Annotated in this window: 18 protein-coding genes and 3 pseudogenes; 12 read left to right on the top strand and 9 right to left on the bottom strand. The window is 40.9% G+C overall.

The genetic code is table 11. The annotated features are described in order from the left end of the window. Positions 1-272 (bottom strand): annotated as a pseudogene (locus WBJ10_RS07945) (polysaccharide deacetylase family protein); the annotation flags it as partial. Between the two features lie 148 nt (positions 273-420). Between WBJ10_RS07945 and WBJ10_RS07940 the strand changes: the two are divergent. From WBJ10_RS07940 to WBJ10_RS07930, 3 genes are all read left to right on the top strand, one after another. Further along, positions 421-1722 (top strand): DEAD/DEAH box helicase, encoded by a 1302-nt coding sequence (locus WBJ10_RS07940; RefSeq protein ID WP_424289054.1) that lies wholly within the window; start codon positions 421-423, stop codon positions 1720-1722. Continuing rightward, the gene (locus WBJ10_RS07935) at positions 1723-1947 is read left to right on the top strand and encodes a DUF1456 family protein (RefSeq protein ID WP_424289052.1); all 225 of its coding nucleotides are present in this window, start codon (positions 1723-1725) and stop codon (positions 1945-1947) included. It abuts the gene before it with no gap. Between the two features lie 68 nt (positions 1948-2015). Beyond that, positions 2016-2375 (top strand): hypothetical protein, encoded by a 360-nt coding sequence (locus WBJ10_RS07930; RefSeq protein ID WP_424289050.1) that lies wholly within the window; start codon positions 2016-2018, stop codon positions 2373-2375. Positions 2376-2393: 18 nt separating this feature from the next. Here WBJ10_RS07930 and WBJ10_RS07925 read toward each other — a convergent pair whose 3' ends face one another. Continuing rightward, positions 2394-3347, bottom strand: coding sequence for a PIG-L deacetylase family protein (locus WBJ10_RS07925; protein ID WP_424289048.1), 954 nt, complete (start codon positions 3345-3347; stop codon positions 2394-2396). Between the two features lie 63 nt (positions 3348-3410). Here WBJ10_RS07925 and WBJ10_RS07920 point away from each other — a divergent pair, with 63 nt between their 5' ends. The 3 genes from WBJ10_RS07920 to WBJ10_RS07910 all read left to right on the top strand — a co-directional run bounded on the left by WBJ10_RS07920 (position 3411) and on the right by WBJ10_RS07910 (position 6119). Beyond that, positions 3411-4712: a DUF5690 family protein gene (locus WBJ10_RS07920; protein WP_424289046.1), complete on the top strand. Its 1302-nt coding sequence runs from the start codon at positions 3411-3413 to the stop codon at positions 4710-4712. Between the two features lie 20 nt (positions 4713-4732). After that, the gene (locus tag WBJ10_RS07915; RefSeq protein ID WP_424289044.1) at positions 4733-5809 is read left to right on the top strand and encodes a phosphotransferase enzyme family protein; all 1077 of its coding nucleotides are present in this window, start codon (positions 4733-4735) and stop codon (positions 5807-5809) included. 121 nt (positions 5810-5930) lie between these two features. Next, on the top strand, positions 5931-6119 hold the full coding sequence (locus WBJ10_RS07910) for a cold-shock protein (protein ID WP_079703939.1): 189 nt from the start codon (positions 5931-5933) through the stop codon (positions 6117-6119). A 94-nt stretch (positions 6120-6213) separates the two neighbouring features. On the opposite strand, the gene clpB is transcribed toward WBJ10_RS07910, so the two are convergent. Then, positions 6214-8814, bottom strand: a complete 2601-nt coding sequence (gene clpB / locus WBJ10_RS07905; protein WP_424289041.1) for an ATP-dependent chaperone ClpB — start codon at positions 8812-8814, stop codon at positions 6214-6216. 341 nt (positions 8815-9155) lie between these two features. Beyond that, positions 9156-9767: an NUDIX hydrolase gene (locus WBJ10_RS07900; protein ID WP_424289039.1), complete on the bottom strand. Its 612-nt coding sequence runs from the start codon at positions 9765-9767 to the stop codon at positions 9156-9158. Here WBJ10_RS07900 and pyrE point away from each other — a divergent pair. Together pyrE and WBJ10_RS07890 are read left to right on the top strand one after the other, a co-directional pair. Next, on the top strand, positions 9766-10425 hold the full coding sequence (gene pyrE, locus WBJ10_RS07895) for an orotate phosphoribosyltransferase (protein WP_424289037.1): 660 nt from the start codon (positions 9766-9768) through the stop codon (positions 10423-10425). The two genes, WBJ10_RS07900 and pyrE, sit on opposite strands and share 2 nt — an antisense overlap. Next, positions 10422-10823, top strand: coding sequence for an SRPBCC family protein (locus WBJ10_RS07890; RefSeq protein WP_424289035.1), 402 nt, complete (start codon positions 10422-10424; stop codon positions 10821-10823). Before pyrE ends, WBJ10_RS07890 begins: the two co-directional genes overlap by 4 nt. 6 nt (positions 10824-10829) lie before the next feature. On the opposite strand, the gene coaD is transcribed toward WBJ10_RS07890, so the two are convergent. Genes coaD through WBJ10_RS07875 form a run of 3 tightly spaced genes read right to left on the bottom strand, consistent with a single transcriptional unit; the run spans position 10830 to position 12725 of the window. Continuing rightward, entirely contained in the window at positions 10830-11291 is a 462-nt protein-coding gene (coaD, locus tag WBJ10_RS07885) for a pantetheine-phosphate adenylyltransferase (protein ID WP_424289033.1), read from the bottom strand. A 46-nt stretch (positions 11292-11337) separates the two neighbouring features. Then, positions 11338-11883 carry an RsmD family RNA methyltransferase gene (locus tag WBJ10_RS07880; RefSeq protein WP_424289031.1) on the bottom strand — a complete coding sequence of 182 codons (546 nt, stop codon included), beginning with the start codon at positions 11881-11883 and terminating at the stop codon, positions 11338-11340. After that, the gene (locus tag WBJ10_RS07875) at positions 11874-12725 is read right to left on the bottom strand and encodes a DUF3822 family protein (protein WP_424289029.1); all 852 of its coding nucleotides are present in this window, start codon (positions 12723-12725) and stop codon (positions 11874-11876) included. Before WBJ10_RS07875 ends, WBJ10_RS07880 begins: the two co-directional genes overlap by 10 nt. A gap of 93 nt (positions 12726-12818) precedes the next feature. On the opposite strand from WBJ10_RS07875, the gene WBJ10_RS07870 reads away from it, so the two are divergent. The 4 genes and pseudogenes from WBJ10_RS07870 (at position 12819) to WBJ10_RS07855 (ending at position 17520) form a co-directional block, all read left to right on the top strand. Continuing rightward, positions 12819-14255 (top strand): ATP-dependent DNA helicase, encoded by a 1437-nt coding sequence (locus tag WBJ10_RS07870; RefSeq protein ID WP_424289027.1) that lies wholly within the window; start codon positions 12819-12821, stop codon positions 14253-14255. 23 nt (positions 14256-14278) lie between these two features. Beyond that, a complete protein-coding gene (locus tag WBJ10_RS07865) occupies positions 14279-14749 on the top strand; it encodes a hypothetical protein (protein ID WP_424289025.1) in 471 nt (156 codons plus the stop codon). A 225-nt stretch (positions 14750-14974) separates the two neighbouring features. After that, positions 14975-16905, top strand: a pseudogene (locus tag WBJ10_RS07860) (TonB-dependent receptor domain-containing protein). Between the two features lie 141 nt (positions 16906-17046). Then, entirely contained in the window at positions 17047-17520 is a 474-nt protein-coding gene (locus tag WBJ10_RS07855; protein WP_424289023.1) for a MarR family winged helix-turn-helix transcriptional regulator, read from the top strand. A gap of 16 nt (positions 17521-17536) precedes the next feature. Here WBJ10_RS07855 and WBJ10_RS07850 read toward each other — a convergent pair whose 3' ends face one another. Together WBJ10_RS07850 and WBJ10_RS07845 are read right to left on the bottom strand one after the other, a co-directional pair. Beyond that, positions 17537-18643 carry a Gfo/Idh/MocA family protein gene (locus WBJ10_RS07850; protein WP_424289021.1) on the bottom strand — a complete coding sequence of 369 codons (1107 nt, stop codon included), beginning with the start codon at positions 18641-18643 and terminating at the stop codon, positions 17537-17539. Positions 18644-18864: 221 nt separating this feature from the next. Next, positions 18865-19476 (bottom strand): annotated as a pseudogene (locus WBJ10_RS07845) (alkene reductase); the annotation flags it as partial.

The following is a 19476-nucleotide window of genomic DNA, read 5'->3' as shown; positions in this document are numbered from 1 at the left end:
CCATCTGAAGCCGTCCAATTCCTGATCTGGTGGTAACAAAGGATGGGCACCTGAGGACGAGCTAGTATTTCGGCTGCACTGGCGATTTTTCCATTCTTCCGCGCAGGGGTTTCTTCTTCTTTGTTCTGTGAAGCATCTGTCTCCTGAGAATCAGGATTTTGATCAGCCTGTACGGCAAGGCTATCGGCATTTGTTATCGATTTTGAATTGGACTGGCATGCCGAAAAAAAGGCACCCGTCACCAGGAATAAAGGAATTAAATTTTTGATCATGTTTGAAAACGTAAGTATTATAGGTTTGTTTTTCAGACGCGAAAATAAACATTAAGTATTCTATTAATTGCTTTATTAATCTAACAATAAGCATTTTCCTGAAATTAGATTATTATTTCATTCCGATTAAAGCAAGTACCTTTACCGGATGTTTGAGAAAGAATTACAAAACCTGGGTATTGCTGAATTAAACGAAATGCAGCGTGCAGCGATAAAAGCAGCTTCAAGTAACGATACGATTCTTCTTTCCCCAACGGGTTCAGGGAAAACAATTGCTTTTTTGCTTCCGGTGCTTTCAAATTTAAGTGCAGGATTGCCGGGTGTACAAGCTTTGATTCTTGTGCCATCACGGGAGCTGGCCCTACAGATAGAGCAAGTCTATAAGACGATGGGTACAAGTTTTAAAGTGAATTGCTGTTATGGAGGCCATCCTGTCCGGACAGAAAAAAACAATCTGGTTCAGGCTCCGGCGGTACTGATAGGAACTCCAGGAAGAATAGCTTATCATATAAGAAACGAGAATTTCAATCCGGAATCAATTCACTCCCTGGTATTAGATGAGTTCGATAAGGCTTTAGAATTCGGGTTTGCGGATGATATGGAGTTCATCATAAGAAGGTTGAAAAACCTTAAGCGGAGAATCCTTACATCAGCCACAAAAATGACGGAAATCCCGGGTTTTACCGGAGTATTCAAGCCAGTTGAAGTCAATTTTTTAAAGGACAGCACCATTACTCCGGATTTGAAAGTTCGGAGGGTACTCTCCGAAGCCGCTGATAAATTAGAAACTCTATTTGCATTGATTTGTAAAATTGGAAACAAAGCAACACTGGTTTTCTGCAACCACCGTGAGGCCGTCGACCGTATTTCTGGTGTTTTATCCGATATGGGACTGGATCATGGAGTATTTCACGGAGGCATGGAGCAGGACGACCGGGAAAAAGCACTTTTAAAATTCAGAAACGGTAGTTACAGAATTCTTATCACAACTGATTTAGCTTCCCGCGGACTTGACATTCCGGAAATTGAAAATGTAGTTCACTACCAGCTTCCCCATAATGAAGAAGCATTTTTGCACCGCAATGGGCGCACAGCCCGGATGAATGCAAAAGGAACTGCATACGTTATACTCACAGAAGAAGAAGATCCTGTATTCCTCTCAAAGTTTACTGAAACTGAAGAATTGGAAGAGAATGGGCAGGTTCCTGAAAATACTTCTTGGGTGACCTTATATATCGGTGCGGGTAAAAAGGATAAGATCAATAAAATTGATATTGTGGGGCTTCTGCTTCAGAAAGGCAAACTAAAAAAAGAGGAGCTAGGCTTAATCGAAGTACAGGATTTTTCATCTTATGCTGCGGTTAGCAGGGCTAAAGTGGAGAATACTCTGAAGCTCATCAGCAACGAGAAAATAAAAAACAAACGTGTTAAAATTGAAATTTCAAGATAAATGAGCAATAATGATATCATGAAAAAACTTCGTGTAGCGCTAAAGCTAAACGATCAGGAAATTGTGGATATTCTGAAGCTGGTGGATTTTGCAATAACCAAATCGGAACTTGCGGCAATATTCCGAAATAAGGAGCATGAAAATTTCAAGCCTTGCGGCGATCAGATACTCCGGAACTTTTTAAACGGATTAATTATATACAAACGAGGGCCAAAGCCTGAATAGCAGCCTGGCCATTGTTTTTTGAACAAAGGTTCCTTTTTGTTGTTGTATTGGTATAAAGCGAAAGAATTATGGCAACAGATAAGAAAAGTGGATTCTCAGAAAGCAATTCTGATAATTCAAGAAATAATAATGGAACCCTTGGCGGAGCTGGAGGAGTAGAAAAAGAGCCTAAGGGAAGCCTGCATAAAATGACTGAAAGGGCAAAAGTGCCTGAAGCGAATGAGCGCGGCATCCGCGAAAATGAGGAAAACCACTCTACACGCGATCAACACTACCAAAGCGGCGGCTATGCTAAAAACGAAATCGATCCTAACATGCCCGGGAATCAAAATTCTGAAGGTAAGGAAATCCGATATCCGAAAGATTCATATAATCATGTCGACAATCCCGGAGGTACTTCGGAAGAAGAGCTTGATAACAATAATTAACTAGCTAATAAGTCAAGGCTATTTCCCAAGCATGGGGAATAGCCTTTTTAAATCCGATTCTGTTGGCCTGCTGCCATACTCACAGATCTCAAACGCTTCTGCGTATTTTACCTGTTCTGCTTTCTGCTGACCATACCATTTCTGAAGGCTTGCTCTAATTTCCGGAGATAAACTGCCGCTTCTCATTTTTTTCAACCATTCCAATCGTTCAGCTTTGCCGGCAGGTACATCAGCCGGATTACCCCCAATCCATGGCAGCCATTCGTAAAATTGGGATTCATGTGAATCCAGGCTGTAAATCTTTTTGTCAATCACAGATGTGATATCTATTGCTATATCCGGTTGAAAAGGATTTGGCTTTTTAAAATTATCCTGAAAATAGAGGAAAACTGGATTCTTCCTAAGTGGGGGAGTGTCAGCTGCTATATTGGGTACACCCACCATAAATGCAGCATCCTGAACAAGGATACCTGTGTATCTATGGTCAGGGTGATAATCATTGGATCGGGGTGCTATAACTACATCAGCATTCCATTCTCTTATCTTTCTGATGATGTCAAGCCTGATCGGAAGGGTAGGTAAAAGCTCTCCATCGTGGTTATCGAGGACGTCATAAGTCACTCCAAGGCGGCGTGCAACTTCCTGAGTTTCTAAATATCTTCTTTTAGCGAGCATGCCTCCGCCTTGCGTCATATGGCCTGCATCGCCGTTGGTAACGGATAAGAATTTAACTTTATGTCCCATGGCAACAAATAGGGCAGCGGTACCTCCGCTTTTGATATCGCAGTCGTCAGGATGAGCGCCAATCATGATTATCTGAAGAGGTTTTTCTTGTGCACTTGTTGGGAAAATGCCGAGGAGTAATAAAAGAGGGATCAGGACAATAGCTTTCATTTTTACTTTCTTATCTGAGTGAAAATATAGAATTCCATGGAGTTCGGCAAGTTCAAATAATTTCAAGAACTTTTCCAATGCCAAAGGTTTTATTACCTTCCTTTTTTAATTAATAAAAATTAGACATTATTTTTTACACGAGTGGCGTTTTTTACATCCAAACACATTAAAGGAACAAGCTTTCAGATCGGCATTTACTCTGCCATTACTGTTTTCCTCACCTATACTATGGTTTTCGGTTTCAGGAAATCATTTACTGTAGCCACATTTGACGGAATTGAAATTGCCGGATACAGCTATAAAACAATACTCGTTCTTAGCCAAATGCTAGGATACATGCTGGCAAAGTTTTACGGCATAAAATATATCTCTGAGTTAAAGCGAACTGGACGCGGAAAAATCATTCTTCTTCTAACGGGGATTTCATGGCTTAGCTGGCTTTTCTTTGCAATTGTCCCGCCTCCATATAACATCGCTTTTTTATTTATAAACGGTTTTCCACTTGGCATGCTATGGGGGGTGGTGTTTTCTTACGTTGAAGGCCGAAGGAGCACAGACTTTATTGGAGCAACGCTTGCTGTAAGTTTTATTTTTGCTTCCGGGTTTGTCAAGACCGTAGGCGCATGGCTTCTGGTCAACTTTAATATTTCGGAATTTTGGGTTCCTTTCTATACAGGGCTTGTCTTCGCCGGCCCACTCCTGATCTTTGTTTACATGATCGAAAAAATCCCCCAGCCAGATGAGGAAGACATCGCAGCACGTACACACAGGGAACCGATGTCAGCTGCCGACAGAAAAGCGTTTATCATGATGTTCCTGCCCGGGCTTGCGGCCTGTATCCTGATCTATTGTTTTGCAACAATCTTTCGTGATATCCGTGACAATTTTGGTGCTGAGATGTGGAAGGAAATGGGATTTTTCGATAAACCGGAACTTTTCGCCCAAACAGAAATCCCAATCACCATTGTAGTGCTGATACTTGTAGGGAGCATGGTGTTAATTAAGAACAGTTACAAGGCATTTATGCTTTCACACATTTTTATAGGACTAGGTTTTATCCTGGCTGGCGTTTCCTCTTATCTTTTCATTAATGGTACGCTTGATCCGCTTTGGTGGATGACGATTGTCGGACTTGGATTATACATGGTCTATATCCCTTTTAACTCGGTATTCTTTGATCGCCTTATCGCAACATTTAAACATGCAGGAAACGTGGGCTTCCTGATTTATCTGGCGGATTCCTTCGGCTATATCGGCAGTGTGGGTGTTTTGATGAGTAAGGAGATATTTAAAGTGAAGCTTAATTGGGTAACTTTCTTTTCCAACAGCGTGATTGTATTATCCATTGCAGGATTGGTATTAACAATCTTTTCAGCTATTTATTTTGTCGGTAAGTACCGGCAACTTAGTTTAGAAGATGCTAATGTCAAAAGAAACCATTAACTATTTTGTGATAATATTCAATGGATACCATCATACAGAATGTACTGAAAGAATATGGATTTGAACCTCTTCAGATAGCTTCAATGCCATTTGGGTCGGGCCATATTAATACCACTTATTTAGTATCCCAGGAAGGACATGAACAACAATTTATCCTGCAGAGTATAAATCAGAATGTGTTCAAAAACCCGCTTATTATAGCAGAGAACGTGCGTCTTGTTGGAAGCTATCTTAAAGAACATTATCCGGAATATCTTTTTGTCGGTTCAATCCCAACTGAGGATGGGAAGGAAATGGCTTATGTAGATGAAATTTACTGGCGTTTGACCAGGTTTATCCCTAATTCAGTTGCTTTTGACACACTAAGTGATCCGCAGCAGGCATTTGAAGCTGCTGAACAATTTGGCAGGCTTAGTAAACTTCTGAATGGTTTCGATGTGTCATTACTGAAGCCGAGTATACCCGGGTTTCACGATCTAAACCTTCGTTATCAGCAATTCAAAGAGGCGGTTGAAAAGGCTGATCCTAACCTCCAAACCAGGGCCGCCAGTCAGATTGAAAAGGCATTAAGACTCACTTTTATCGTAGACTATTTTAATTCGTACAGAAGCTCCTCTGATTTTCCTGACCGGGTGATGCATCACGATACTAAGATCAGCAATATGCTTTTTGATAAAACGACCGGTAAAGGCATTTGTGTCATTGATCTCGATACTCTAATGGCTGGGAAGTTCATCTCCGATCTCGGGGATATGATGCGTACGTACTTATGTGCTTATTCAGAGAATGAAAAGGATATGGATAAGATATTCATCCGGATAGAATACTTTGAAGCGATTGTTAAGGGTTATTTAAAAGAAATGGGACCCATCCTCACCGCTACTGAGAAGGATCTTATCCTTTTCTCTGGAAAATATCTGATTTACATGCAGGCTCTTAGGTTTCTAACAGACTACCTTAACGGGGACATCTATTACCCTGTTTCTTACCCGGAACAAAATCTTGTAAGAACGATGAATCAGTTTAAATTGCTTTCTGAGTTTTTTAATAAGGAGAAGATACTTCAGAGTATTGTCGATAAGTGCTTAAGCAACTAAGTTTTGCTGGAAGTCACACCTCCGTAAATGAATTAACATTTTTATATATTTATATATTGCAATTAATTAACTAATTTGCATTAATCACTTTAACTATTTTTATAACTAAACAATTAATTTAATGGAAACCGGTACAGTAAAATTCTTCAACGAGTCCAAAGGATTCGGATTTATTACCCAAGAAGATGGCAAAGAAATTTTCGTTCACGTCAGTGGACTTAAACAGGATATAAGACAAAATGACAAAGTAGAATTCGAAGTAGAAGAAGGTAAAAAAGGCCTTAGTGCAGTTAACGTAAGACTAGCTTAATTCTGTATACTTTAAAAAGATTACATCCTTACAAGTAAAAAGCAGCTTTGAGAAATCAAAGCTGCTTTTTTATTATGCTTTTAAGTCTGCCTGACTATAAACTGTCGGCGTTCAGGAATACAAACTGGTTGTCGAACATATCTAATTTAATCCGGCTATCCTTATCTACCTTCCCGGAAAGGATATCCTTAGAAAGCTCGTTCAGTATCTTTTTCTGAATTACGCGTTTCAAAGGCCGGGCTCCAAATTGAGGATCATAGCCTAATTGAGCAAGCCAGTCCAGGGCCTCCTCGGAAGCTTCTATATCAATGCCCATCTCCGCTAAGGTATCTTTCACTCCTTTAAATTGAAGTGAAACAATTTCCCTTAATTCGTCACGGTTAAGCGGTGTGAACATTATTAATTCATCTATACGGTTCAAGAACTCAGGGCGAATAGTCTGTTTAAGAAGGTCAAACAATTCATTCTTAGTCTTTGCTATCACTTCCTCCCGGTTTGCTTCATTTAGGTCCCTGAAGTTTTCCTGAATCAGATGTGAACCGATATTCGAGGTCATGATAATAATTGTATTTTTAAAATCAACTAATCGGCCTTTATTATCGGTCAGCCTTCCATCATCTAACACTTGTAACAGAATGTTAAAAACATCCGGATGTGCTTTCTCAATTTCATCAAGTAAGATGACTGAATATGGTTTTCTGCGAACGGCTTCTGTAAGTTGTCCCCCTTCATCATAACCAACATATCCCGGAGGCGCGCCAATAAGCCTTGAAACTGCGTGCCGCTCCTGATATTCACTCATATCGATGCGGATCATCGCATGCTCATCATTGAAAAGATAATCGGCAAGCGCTTTTGCCAGTTCTGTTTTACCTACACCAGTCGTTCCCAGGAAGATAAAAGATCCAATTGGTTTACGTTTATCTTGAAGCCCGGCTCTGGAACGCCTGATCGCATCTGAAATAGCTTCAATCGCCTCATGCTGACCGGCAACTCGTTTATGAAGCTCAGTTTCCATGTGAAGCAGTTTTTCGCGTTCGCTCTGTATCATTTTTGTAATTGGGATACCTGTCCATCGCGATACTACGCCAGCAATATCCTCGGAAGTAACCTCTTCTTTCAGCATTCGATTGTCAGACTGCGTTTCTTCAAGTTGTTTCTTAAGAAGTTCCGCCTCATCCTGTGCTTCTTTGATTTTCCCGTACCGCAGCTCAGCTACTTTTCCATAATCTCCCGCACGTTCGGCCTGGTCGGCTTCAAGTTTATAGTTTTCTATGAGCTCGCTTTGATTGTTTATTGAGTCAACGAGGTCCTTTTCAGCCTGCCAGCGTGCTTTAAGAGAATCGCGTTCGCTTGACATATTCGCGATCTCTTCTGAAAGTTCTTTGACTTTCTTATCGTCATTTTCACGCTTAATAGCTTCCCGCTCTATCTCAAGCTGCATGACTTTGCGGTTGAGTTCATCAACAGCCTCCGGAACGGAGTCCATTTCCAGCCTTAATTTTGAAGCCGCTTCATCCATCAAGTCAATTGCCTTGTCGGGAAGAAAACGATCCGAAATATATCTCTGCGATAGTTCAACAGCAGCAATGATTGCTTCATCTTTGATCCTCACCTTGTGGTGGGTCTCGTATCTCTCCTTTAAGCCTCGCAGAATTGAAATAGCATCTTGTGTATTCGGCTCATCTACCAGAACCTTCTGAAAGCGACGTTCGAGCGCCTTATCTTTTTCAAAATATTTCTGATATTCATTTAACGTAGTTGCACCAATTGCTCGCAGTTCACCCCGTGCTAATGCAGGTTTGAGGATGTTGGCTGCATCCATTGCTCCCTCACCGCCTCCGGCACCTACAAGTGTGTGGATCTCATCTATGAATAAAATAATCTCTCCGTCGCTTTGGGTGACTTCTTTAATGACAGCCTTCAAGCGTTCTTCGAATTCGCCTTTATACTTCGCACCTGCAATGAGTGCACCCATGTCAAGGGAGAATACAGTCTTCGATTTCAGATTCTCAGGGACATCACCCTGGATGACACGGAATGCAATCCCTTCAGCGATAGCAGTTTTACCAACCCCGGGCTCGCCAATAAGAATGGGATTATTTTTAGTACGGCGCGAAAGAATCTGGATAACCCTCCTAATTTCTTCATCGCGGCCGATAACCGGGTCAAGTTTACCCGATTCAGCGTACTCGTTCAGGTTACGGGCATATTTGTTTAGTGCATTGTAGGTAGCTTCCGCATTCTGGTCGGTAACCCGGGTGTTACCGCGTAATTCGCTGATTGCCTTCTTTAGATCCTTCTCATTAACACCAGCATCTTTCAGTATGGCACTTACTTTATCGCCTGTTCCGAGTAATCCAAGAAGTATATGTTCGACAGATACAAATTCATCTTTGAATTCTTTTAAATAGGTTTGGGCTTTTTGAAGGGCACTATTCCCTCCTGAAGACAAATAGATCTCCGTTCCGCTCACTTTCGGGAAACTCTGTATTTGAGCATCCACCACTTCCGATATGCGGTTAATATTTACATTGAGTTTTTTGAGCAGATAACTAATCACATTCTCATCAACAGTCAGCAAGCCTTTCAACAGATGGGCTGTCTCAATTGCTTGCTGCTGATTGCCAGAAGTTATCTCGGAAGCTTTTTGAACTGCCTCCTGTGCTTTGATCGTAAAGTTGTTCAAATTCATATAAGCAAACTATCAAAAAAAAGACCACAATCCGCATGATTTGAGTCACCTGAACTTTTGACCTGAGTCATTGATTTCAGGATGACTAAATTTCTGTTTTTTAATAGTTTACCGGAAATTGTGTCGGTTTGTTTAGAGCCAGGAGTTAAGAACCATGGGCCAAGTACCAGGAGCCAAGAATCAAGAACCAAGAAACCAATTCCAGAAAATAACTCGGAGTCCCTTGCTGCGTTTGCTATAAAATTGCAAAGGGTATGTCGTTACGAGAGGTAACGAAGCAATCTCTTGGTAATCATATAATCCTACGAATCCTATTCCAGACAATTTGTTCGTAATCCTAATCAATACTCAATAACCTTAATCACATCCCTGATCAACGGATATGTATTTTCCCTCACCAACATAAAATCCCCTGCAGCAAGCCATTTTGCCTCAGTAATACTTTCTTCTAATTGGGGAACCAGATCAGGCTGATTGTCGGCCCTCATCCAATACCATACTGTTTTCTTAATCACCGGAACTCCGTAATCTTCATAAATATGATAAGTTTTGCAGATTTTTTCGCCGCAGCTGTCGATCCTGACTCCGCATTCTTCCTCTACTTCACGCACGGCCGCGGTTTTAAACGACTCGCCTTTATCCAATTTACCTTTGGGTAAATCCCATTTCCCCTTCCTGAAAATAAAGAGGTACTTGTTTTCTTCATTACTCACTAAGCCTCCTGCAGCTTTAATCAGCTCCATAGATTTCTTAATCTTTTTGAAAATATCTTTAAAATCTTTTGTAAGCAATAAAAAACTTTTAGGGGTTTCCAGGGCTTTTACATTAGGGTAGAATTTGGAAAATTTAAACTCTCTGACATTCAGCTCCTGATAATCTTCAAGATCAGGAGGGATAGAGTCTGTAAGGATTAAAACTGTTTCATTGATATATATTTTATAAATTTGCGGCATGACGAACAAGGGTGAGGTAGAACAAAAAGTAGCTGAATTTCTTCTGCAAATTAAAGCAATTAAATTACAACCGGGCAATCCATTTACCTGGGCATCCGGTTGGAAATCTCCTATTTATTGTGATAATCGGATAACGCTCTCTCATCCTTCCATCAGGACTTATATCCGGCAAAAATTGACGGAGTTGGTGCAGGAAGAATTTGGTTCTGTTTCGATTATAGCGGGTGTTGCTACAGCAGGTATCCCTCAGGGTGTACTGGTTGCTCAGGAATTAGGGCTTCCTTTTATATATGTACGATCTAAAGCGAAAGAACATGGTACAGGAAGTTTGATTGAGGGTGAATTCTTTCCTGGTCAACGAGTTGTGGTTGTAGAAGATCTTATTTCCACAGGCAAAAGCAGCCTGCAAGCTGTAAATGCTTTACGCGATGCGGGTTGCGAAGTTGCTGGTTTGGTAGGTATCTTTAATTACGGCTTTGATGCTGCGGACCAGAACTTTAAAAATGCCAGATGTCCGTTCTTTACTTTGTCAAATTATAATGCGCTGGTTAATTATGCACAGAAGCACAACTTCGTAGCCGAAGCTGATTTGAAGTTATTGAGAAAATGGCGGGAGGATCCGGAAGGTTGGGGTGAATCAATAAAAGTAAAAATATGACCATCATAGAAAGCAGTGTATCTATTGAAAAGCCAGTGGGAACTGTTTACGCATTCCTTTCTGATCTCAATAACCATCAGCAATTAATGCCTGAAAACATATATAATTGGTCATCAACGCAGGATGAAGCAAGATTTACCATACAAAATATGGCAAAACTTGCGTTGAAAATATCCTCCCGTAAAAAGGATGAAGAAATTATTGCCGTTCCTTCAGAAGAAGCTCCCTTCCCGCTTGAGCTAAAATGGTCGTTAAGTGATCAGGGCGGAGGTAAAACTAAAGCATTGTATACTATCTCTGCCGAACTCAACATGATGATGAAAATGCTTGCCGCAGGGCCTTTGCAAAAATTGGTGGATCACCAGACTGCTGCATTGAAAAAGGCAATGGAAACTTAGAGAGTTTTACAGCAGATCGAATGCTTCTTTTGGTATAAATTGTCGCACGTCGCCATTATTTTTCATGATGTCGCGTACGATGGTTGAACTTATGGAAGAGTAGCCGGGTTTGCTTACAATAAAAATACTTTCGATTTCCGGAACGAGGGCATGATTCATTTGTGCTATAGCTTTCTCATATTCAAAATCTGATACGGTTCGAATGCCCCTGATCATGTAACCAGCGTTAATCTTTTTGCAGAATTCTACGGTCAGTCCTTCGTAAGTTAAAACCTCCACTTTCGTTTCGTTCGCAAATACAGCCTCAAGCATCGCCTTTCTTCTGTTTATATCGAGGAAAGCAGCTTTGTTGCTATTCAATCCTATGCCAATTACTACCTTATCGAACAAGGGAATAGCCCTACGGAGAATATCTACATGAGCTTTGGTTATTGGATCAAATGAGCCCGGAAATAAGGCAATCTTCATAATATAAAGTTAATGGATAAAAGTGCTAAAAACCAAGCGGACCGGGTCATGAATCTGTAGTGTGTGTAAAGAAGCTGAATGATGAAGATCCATATTTTCTTTGCTCTATAAAATGCGGGTCATTGTCTATTTTTTTTAAACTGTGATGTTCTACGATGAGGTAGCCATCAGGGTTCAGGATGTCGCGTCTAAATACAATTGGAGCGATCTGATTCATTTGAGGAAGGTCGTACGGCGGGTCAACAAAAATAAGATCATACTTATCCGTTTCCACTTCCAGGTATTTGAGAACATCCGCTTTAACAGGCTGAATAGCCTCAAGGCCATACTGTTTAGCCACGGTCTTTAGATAATTATAGCATCCAAAATCGCGGTCGACGGAAGTTACAGAGAGCACCCCTCTCGAGGCAAATTCCAGAGAAATATTCCCAGTCCCGCTAAACAGATCGAGAACTTTCAAATTTTCAAAATCAAACTGGTTGTATAGAATATTGAAAAGCGCCTCTTTAGCACTATCAGTAGTTGGCCTGACTGGCAATTTTTGAGGCGGGTTTAAACGTAATCCTTTTAGCTTACCGCCGATTATTCGCATAGGTCGAGGCTAAAGAGAGTAGAGAAGGTATGGGCTTGAACTTCGCCAAATTTGCTGGAATATTTATTCAGATCTGCAGCATCAGAGAGGCGCACAGTTTCAAAATATTTTCCAATTCGCTGATAAACTTCATCCTGTTTAGAAATCTTCCCCGAAAGGACGATTTGTGTGTCTCCTAAAACTATCTCAAGGGATTGGATTACATTTAACAGGTAGTAATTAAACTCGTCAGCATTTTGATATTCAAATGTGTTATAAAATTCCAATTTGAAATTTTTATAATATGAGATCTGGAAATATTCAGGCTGAAAATCAATAAAGATGATCGATTCGCTATCACGTTGAAGGGCCTTTTGAGCGCCTTCCAAAAACGGGCTCGCCTGATTATATATGCTGTGATTGTTGAAAATTCCAGCTAATGCGGTTTTAAAATCCGAATCTATAGCAGTTACATTCTTAATTTGTGCCGAAGATATGGTATCAACAAGGACGTCTCTGGCATCCGTGAGGTTTATATATTCTCCATACTGCTGCTGATCTGATTCTTCAAACAGGTCAGCCGGAATAAATGTATAATTAGATGTGGTGAATGATATTTTTACTTTGTTAAAAGCAAACCTAAATTGTCTGTTGCTTTCCGGCAGGTTTTCGAAAGAATGAATGAGTTCTGATGTTGTTGCAAGAGCAGGGATTTCGTATTCTGCCAGAACCTTCGTTTCTTTTTGTCCGGCATCAATTATAGCGTACTGCAGATTTTTAGGCCCAAAGTGTACTAACAGGTCATATTTCGCTGCCAGCTGCGATTGAACTTCGTCGTCAGAAAGGTAGAGCAGTTTATTCATCTGTGACAAAAATATGTTTTCTCAGCAATATTTGTCTCTGCCTGGTGAATTATAAATAGTCAAAAGATTTAATAGATTTTGCAAATTGCGGAGATGAATATTGAGTCCCTCCTGGAACAGAATTTCGGAAACATACCTACACCACAGCAAAGGGAAGTTTTTAAATTGCTTGAAGAGTTCCTGCCGATGGGTTCAGGCGAGGAATGCTTTCTTTTGAAAGGATATGCAGGAACCGGGAAAACCACCTTGATTAGTGCCTTGGTCAAGGTATTGCCACGGGTAAAACTTAAATCTGTTTTACTGGCGCCAACCGGACGCGCAGCAAAGGTGATTAGCAACTACTCAGGTAAAAAGGCTTTTACCATTCATAAGCGCATTTATCGGAAGAAAGTTACAGCAAGCCCGGAGATGAATTTTGTGCTTTCAGATAACTTATCAGAAAATACCGTTTTTGTAGTCGATGAGGCTTCGATGATCTCAGATCAGGTTCATGATTACAGCAGGCAGAGTCTGCTTCAGGACCTGATCAGCTATGTTTATAATGGGAAAAATTGCAAGCTTATGCTTGTGGGGGATACAGCGCAATTACCACCGGTTGGATCCGAAAATAGCCCTGCCCTCGACCCGAAAATACTGAAAGATCATTTTGGCCTTCGGCTGTTTACTTATGAACTTACAGATGTAGTACGTCAGGAAAAGGAATCAGGCATTCTGCATAACGCGACTCAATTGCGTGAACTCATTAGAAAGAATAAAAGCAACTTTCCGCGTTTTAACCTGAATGGATTTCGGGATATCTTTAAAATGACCGGGGAAAAACTGGTTGAGGGCCTGAGTTACGCTTATGATAAATATGGGATTGAAAATTCTATAGTAATTTGCCGATCCAACAAAAGTGCCAATGCCTATAATCAGAATATCAGGAACCGGATATTATACAGGGAGGAAGAAATCACCGGCGGTGATTTTATCATGGTGGTACGTAACAATTATTTCTGGCTCCAGGCAGAAGACAATAGCGGAGGATTTATTGCCAATGGGGATATTGCGAAGATTCGAAAGGTAAGAAGGACGGAGGAGCAATATGGCTTTCGCTTTGCGGAAGTAGTTATAGAACTGTTAGATTATCCGGACGAGGAACCTTTGACCTGTAAAGTTTTGCTAGACACTCTTTATGCGGAAACTCCAAGTTTATCGGGGGCCGACAGTAAGCGCTTGTTTGAAGCAGTGCAACAGGATTACAGCCATTTTGAAAACAAGCAGATCAGGATGGAGGAGATGAAGAAGGATCCCTATTACAATGCTCTTCAGATAAAATTTGCTTTCGCGGTTACTTGTCATAAGGCACAGGGCGGGCAATGGCCTGCCGTTTTTATCGACCAGGGTTATCTCACGGATGAAATGCTTAATACGGAATTCTTGCGATGGCTTTACACGGGTATAACCCGATCCACTAACGAACTTTTTCTGGTTAATTTCAGTGATAAGTTTTTTGGCAATCCCGGACTCGAAAAGGATAAGGCAAGATAATTGCATCATATAGAATAAATATTATGAAACGATTTGTCATTTTTTCGACTGCGATATTAAGTCTTGCGGCCTGCACATCCCAACCTGAAAAAACTGCGGAAGGAGATAATATAGAGAACAGTCAGGGCCGGGATAAAGCACCAGCCGGCGATACTATATGTTTTCAGAAGCTGTCGGGCACTGCTAATCAGGACACTACTTCCCTCAGTCTGTTTATTGAGGGCGATAAAGTAAGCGGGGATTTCGCACATTATCCAATGGAAAAGGATAGCCGGGTTGGAAAAATAGCAGCGACCAGGAATGGCGAACTGATTAAAGGTTCCTGGGTTTATATGCAGGAAGGTATCAATGACACCTTACAGGTAGAATTTAAAATGGAAGGAGATAAACTCGTTCAGAAAAATTATACTGTTGATCCCAAAACGGGCCGGGAAGTTTTTTCTGATGCTTCTGTATTTAATATTGAATTTGAACGAGTTCCGTGTAAGAACTAATACAATAAGAATAAATCCCCAGATCGGGTTGGGCGAAGACACCCCGTGTGCTCGCAAGCAATAAGACAGAAAAGGCGCTACCCGGGCGTCTTTTCTGTTCTCGTCAAAACCCATTGCAAAAGATCCCAATGGTTAATGTATGATAAAGGCCCTCCCTGAACTTATCCCTGGAAACCGAGGCAAAAGGCTTCGGGCATCAACGTTGATCAGAACGATAACATCTCTATGCGCGGCAGGCAGGGCGTTCTGGTTATGATCGACGGAAAGCTTGTGCCTATGTCAGGACAGGACTTAGCTAATATGCTCAGAAGCATGTCTGCTGATCAAATAGAGAAAATTGACCTGATAACTAATCCATCAGCCCGCTATGATGCATCCGGGAATTCAGGTATCATCGACATCAGACTGAAAAAAGGAAATAATGTCGGGACAAATGGGACTTTATCACTTAGTTACGGACAGGGCGTTTATGCAAAAGTTAACCCTTCACTGAATATAAACAGCCGGTCGAAGAAGCTGAATGTTTTTGGATCATGTAATTATGGGTTTAGAGAAGATTTTAACGATCTCACGATTTTCAGAAGTTTCTATACTCCTACAAGTCAGTTGACGGGTGGCAATAATTATGTCAACTACTTCCAGTTTGCATTTAATAATCACAATGCTCGAATCGGGGCTGACTATAACCTCAGTAAAAATGTTATTATCGGATTTACTGCCAATGGAATTTCAAGCGCCGTAACCGTTGATTCAGACAGCCGTGCGAAATCATTTAATGCATCACAACAAAATACCGGTTCTTTTAATACACTTGGGACTAATACTCCGGAACGCACAAACAGCAGTTATAACCTGAATTATAAACACACAGTGGATTCAAGCGGTAAAGAGTTAAGTGCAGATATCGACTATGCCAGATTCATATCATATGAAATTCAAAATTATACCACCAATTATTTGGACCTCAATCAGGATCCAACACGGACACCATACCAGTTATTGGGAGATCTTTCGGGGTTATTGGATATTAGATCGTTTAAGGTAGACTATTCCCAGCCGGTAAAAGCCTGGGGCGGGCGTTTTGAAGCTGGTTTGAAAAGCAGCTGGGTGGAATCTGAAAATGATGTAGCGTTTTATGACCGCAGCAATGGGGGTAATGTACTTGATGCAGGAAAGAGCAACCATTTCATCTATAATGAGAATATAAATGCTGCATATGTAAACGGGTCTGGAAAGTGGAAGAAGTTCAGTGTGCAGCTGGGCTTGCGACTGGAAAATACACTCGCAGACGGACTTCAAATTAAGGATAACTCCTCTTTTGATCGTAGTTATTCACAGTTGTTTCCCAGCGGATACCTTGGATACAAATTCACAGAAAACAACGACCTGGGTTTGTCGCTAAGCCGGAGAATTAACAGGCCTTCATACCGCCAGCTTAATCCCTTCAAGGTATTCCTGGATCCAGCAACCTCTTCTGCCGGAAACCCCTTCCTTAAGCCGGAGCTTACCAATTCATTCGAGTTAACTCATACCTTGAAGCAAAAGTATATCACAAAAATTGGCTATAGCCGGACCACCGACAACATTTTGGGAGTATTGTCGCCGGATACCGAGCCGAACACAGTTATTCAAAAGGGGCGCAACCTGGCTAAGCTCGACTACTATAATGTAAGCTTCGGATTTCCCATTGCAGTTGGTAAATGGTTAAACAGCAATAACAATGCTTTGCTTTATTACGGTAGATACAGCGGTAATCTGGTTAATACTAACCTGGATGCGGGTATGACAACCTTTACATTCAACAGCAACAATACTTCATAATCAACAGCACGGTGACAGCAGAACTTGCCGGCAATTATCAGAGCAAATCGACCTATGGGTTTCTTGATATTGATCCCATCTGGCATATGAGCGTGGGTGTACAAAAGCAGCTTTTCGACAAGAAAGCATCTCTTAAGTTAAATCTTTCCGATGTGTTCTTTACAAATAATGTAGATGCCGTTACTCTCCTTAGCGGATACGGGGAACGCTTCCTGCAAAATCGTGATACCCGGGTTGGAACACTAAGTTTTTCATATCGCTTTGGTAAAACGCAGGTGCCGGGATCAAGGAGGAGAAATGGGGGAGCGGAGGAGGAGAAGAGGAGAGCCGGTTAAGGTGAAAGGTGAAAAGTGAAAGGTGAAAAAGGCGATCAAATAAATAATGTAAATCAATTGGATTAAGGAAATGAAAACGGCTACAGACTTCTGGGTTAGGATCCTTTTCTATATTTAGGTGAGCTGGCGGTTGCCACACGCTTGAAAAGGTTAAGTGAGAGACTTTCCCAGGATGTGAGCAAAATATATAAAGAATCAGAGGTTGATTTTGAAGCGAAATGGTACCTAATCCTGGAGCTTCTGAATCGTGAAAAAGTACTCGCTATTACTGAGATTTCCGATTCACTTGGAATCAGCCATGCTGCGGTGGTGCAGTTCGTTGATCAGCTGCTTGATCGCAAATTGATTAAAACCGGCCTTGATAAAAAAGACGCACGGAAAAGGATGATTTCTTTGAGTCCCGGAGGCCGAAAAGTGCTCTCGGAACTGGAGCCGATTCTGAAAGTTATTAAAAACGAAAACCGAAAATGGCTGAATGAAGCCGACGGTGACATTTTAAATATTTTGAATCAGTTAGAGTGCGCTCTCGACAAGAAAAGCATGTACCAGCGGGTGAAAATTTGTTTGCTGGAGCAAACAGAGGGTAAGAATCCCAAAGTAAGATCTAAAGGTTGAAGGGTTTTCAAACCCTTCAATTGCCCTTATTAAGTTTTACTGCCTTCCCTGTTTTAGCACTCTTTTTTGCCGCATCTAATATTTCTACAACAATCATATTGTTTTCAAGGGAAGAAAGGTCATACTTTGGTAATGTGATTTCTCCTCTAACTACTGAAGAAAATAAGGAAAATGGATCATTATACGGAGCTTGACGCTCTTTCAACTTATCCTTTTGTTCCATTTTGTCCTTTTCTAAACGTACCCGAATGTCGGAACTGTTATCCGTGATAACGTATCCGGTTTTACCATATACCTCCATATCTTTTCGGCTAAAAGGCCAGTTCCAGGAGGCTTGAATTATACCTTGCATCTTCGGATACTTAAGAAGTATAGTTGCTTCATCGTCAACTTTCGGATAAATATTGGGTTTTATCTGTTGGGTTACAGATACTACATACTCGGGTTTTTCGCCATTCGTTAACCAGGTGATAAGATTCGCGCCATAACATCCGAAATCGGTGATTGCGCCTCCGCCATTTTTAATCGGATCAGTTAACCAATCTAAAAATTCCTTGTTTACTCCTATTTCCTGTGGCCCTTGATGTCCGTCATGAACAACAATTTTCCTTAAATCACCTATCGCTTTGTCTTTATTGACAAGTTCGTAGGCCTTGTGATTGGTGGGATACCAGGTAGTCTCATAGTTTGTTAGCAGATGTATTTTGTGTTTTTCGGCTAGAGCTTTCATTTTTTCTGCATGATCCAAACTTACTGCCAGGGGTTTTTCAACCATAACATGGATACCCAAAGGAGCACAGGCTTGTACTACTTCCAGGTGCTGGAATATTGATCCAAATGCGGTTACGATGTCGGGTTTTGTTTTGGAAATCATCTCAGCTAATGAATTAAAAACAATATTCATATTATAGCCATATCTCGTGGAATAACGCTGAGCTAAATCTTTATTGGGCTCAACTATGCCGACAATTTCTATATCGCCTCGTTGAGGTCTTCCTAACAAACCATGTACATGAGAATGAGTAATTCCGGCTATTCCCATTCTAAGAGGTTTCTTAGTCTGAGACATTACAGAATGTATCATTAAAACAAGCAAGAAGAGGAGAGAGAAATGCTTTTTCATTTTGTTAAATTTTTGTATTTAAAGGTAAATCTATGTTTTTCCTTTATATTTGATCATTCTCTTTTACATGTTTCCTAAATCAAACAAATTAAAATCGAATAGGCTGCTCAGATTCCTGAGTTGAGTCTTCTGAAGCAACTTTATCAATTTCCTTTGAAATAAAAGAGCCTTATGAAAAAGATCATAAGGCTCTTTGAAGATTTAACTAAATTTAATCCTATTTATCCAACAACTTCTGCCAGAAAGGGGTAGCTGGTATATCCTTTTTCTCCGCCTGAATAAAATGTACTGAAGTCGGGCTCATTTAGCTCTGCACCGTTCTCAAGACGTTTGACCAGATCAGGGTTAGTAATAAAAGGCGTACCAAAAGCTATAAGATCGGCCACACCTCTCTCTAATTCAACATCAGCTCTTTCTCTGGTAAATCCTCCGCAAAAGATCAGGGTATTCTTAAATTTTGACCTTATAATATCTTTTACCTTGAGAATTTCTGGTTGAGCATTGTCTGTAGAATGATCCAGTACATGAATATATTCAATTCCAAAGCCCGCAAGCATTTCGGCAAGGTACAGGTAGGTTTGATCAACCTGATCGTAGGCTGGCATATCATTGAATATTCCATAAGGGGAAAATCTGACTCCTATTTTCTCTTTACCTATAGCCTGTGCTGTTTGCTCAACAATTTCGAGCAGAAAACGTCCTCTGTTTTCGATATTCGCGCCATATTCATCTGTTCTTGAGTTAGTTCCGGGATTAATAAATTGTTCAATAAGGTAGCCGTTAGCTGCATGCAATTCTACTCCATCGAAACCGGCTTCTACAGCATTTTTTGC

The sequence above is a fragment of the Daejeonella sp. genome (genome assembly GCF_049655485.1).
In the GTDB taxonomy this organism is placed as follows: domain Bacteria; phylum Bacteroidota; class Bacteroidia; order Sphingobacteriales; family Sphingobacteriaceae; genus Daejeonella.
Note: the sequence above shows the minus strand (reverse complement) of the source record. Positions and strands in the feature narration are given on the sequence as shown.

What these genes read in the sequence shown, in the direction of transcription:
- WBJ10_RS07940 (WP_424289054.1), top strand. Translation starts at nt 421, where the DNA reads ATGTTTGAGAAAGAATTACAAAACCTGGGTATTGCTGAATTAAACGAA.
- WBJ10_RS07935 (WP_424289052.1), top strand. Translation starts at nt 1,723, where the DNA reads ATGAGCAATAATGATATCATGAAAAAACTTCGTGTAGCGCTAAAGCTA.
- WBJ10_RS07930 (WP_424289050.1), top strand. Translation starts at nt 2,016, where the DNA reads ATGGCAACAGATAAGAAAAGTGGATTCTCAGAAAGCAATTCTGATAAT.
- WBJ10_RS07915 (WP_424289044.1), top strand. Translation starts at nt 4,733, where the DNA reads ATGGATACCATCATACAGAATGTACTGAAAGAATATGGATTTGAACCT.
- WBJ10_RS07910 (WP_079703939.1), top strand. Translation starts at nt 5,931, where the DNA reads ATGGAAACCGGTACAGTAAAATTCTTCAACGAGTCCAAAGGATTCGGA.
- clpB (WP_424289041.1), bottom strand. Translation starts at nt 8,814, where the DNA reads ATGAATTTGAACAACTTTACGATCAAAGCACAGGAGGCAGTTCAAAAA.
- pyrE (WP_424289037.1), top strand. Translation starts at nt 9,766, where the DNA reads ATGACGAACAAGGGTGAGGTAGAACAAAAAGTAGCTGAATTTCTTCTG.
- WBJ10_RS07900 (WP_424289039.1), bottom strand. Translation starts at nt 9,767, where the DNA reads ATGCCGCAAATTTATAAAATATATATCAATGAAACAGTTTTAATCCTT.
- WBJ10_RS07890 (WP_424289035.1), top strand. Translation starts at nt 10,422, where the DNA reads ATGACCATCATAGAAAGCAGTGTATCTATTGAAAAGCCAGTGGGAACT.
- coaD (WP_424289033.1), bottom strand. Translation starts at nt 11,291, where the DNA reads ATGAAGATTGCCTTATTTCCGGGCTCATTTGATCCAATAACCAAAGCT.
- WBJ10_RS07880 (WP_424289031.1), bottom strand. Translation starts at nt 11,883, where the DNA reads ATGCGAATAATCGGCGGTAAGCTAAAAGGATTACGTTTAAACCCGCCT.
- WBJ10_RS07875 (WP_424289029.1), bottom strand. Translation starts at nt 12,725, where the DNA reads ATGAATAAACTGCTCTACCTTTCTGACGACGAAGTTCAATCGCAGCTG.
- WBJ10_RS07870 (WP_424289027.1), top strand. Translation starts at nt 12,819, where the DNA reads ATGAATATTGAGTCCCTCCTGGAACAGAATTTCGGAAACATACCTACA.
- WBJ10_RS07865 (WP_424289025.1), top strand. Translation starts at nt 14,279, where the DNA reads ATGAAACGATTTGTCATTTTTTCGACTGCGATATTAAGTCTTGCGGCC.
- WBJ10_RS07850 (WP_424289021.1), bottom strand. Translation starts at nt 18,643, where the DNA reads ATGAAAAAGCATTTCTCTCTCCTCTTCTTGCTTGTTTTAATGATACAT.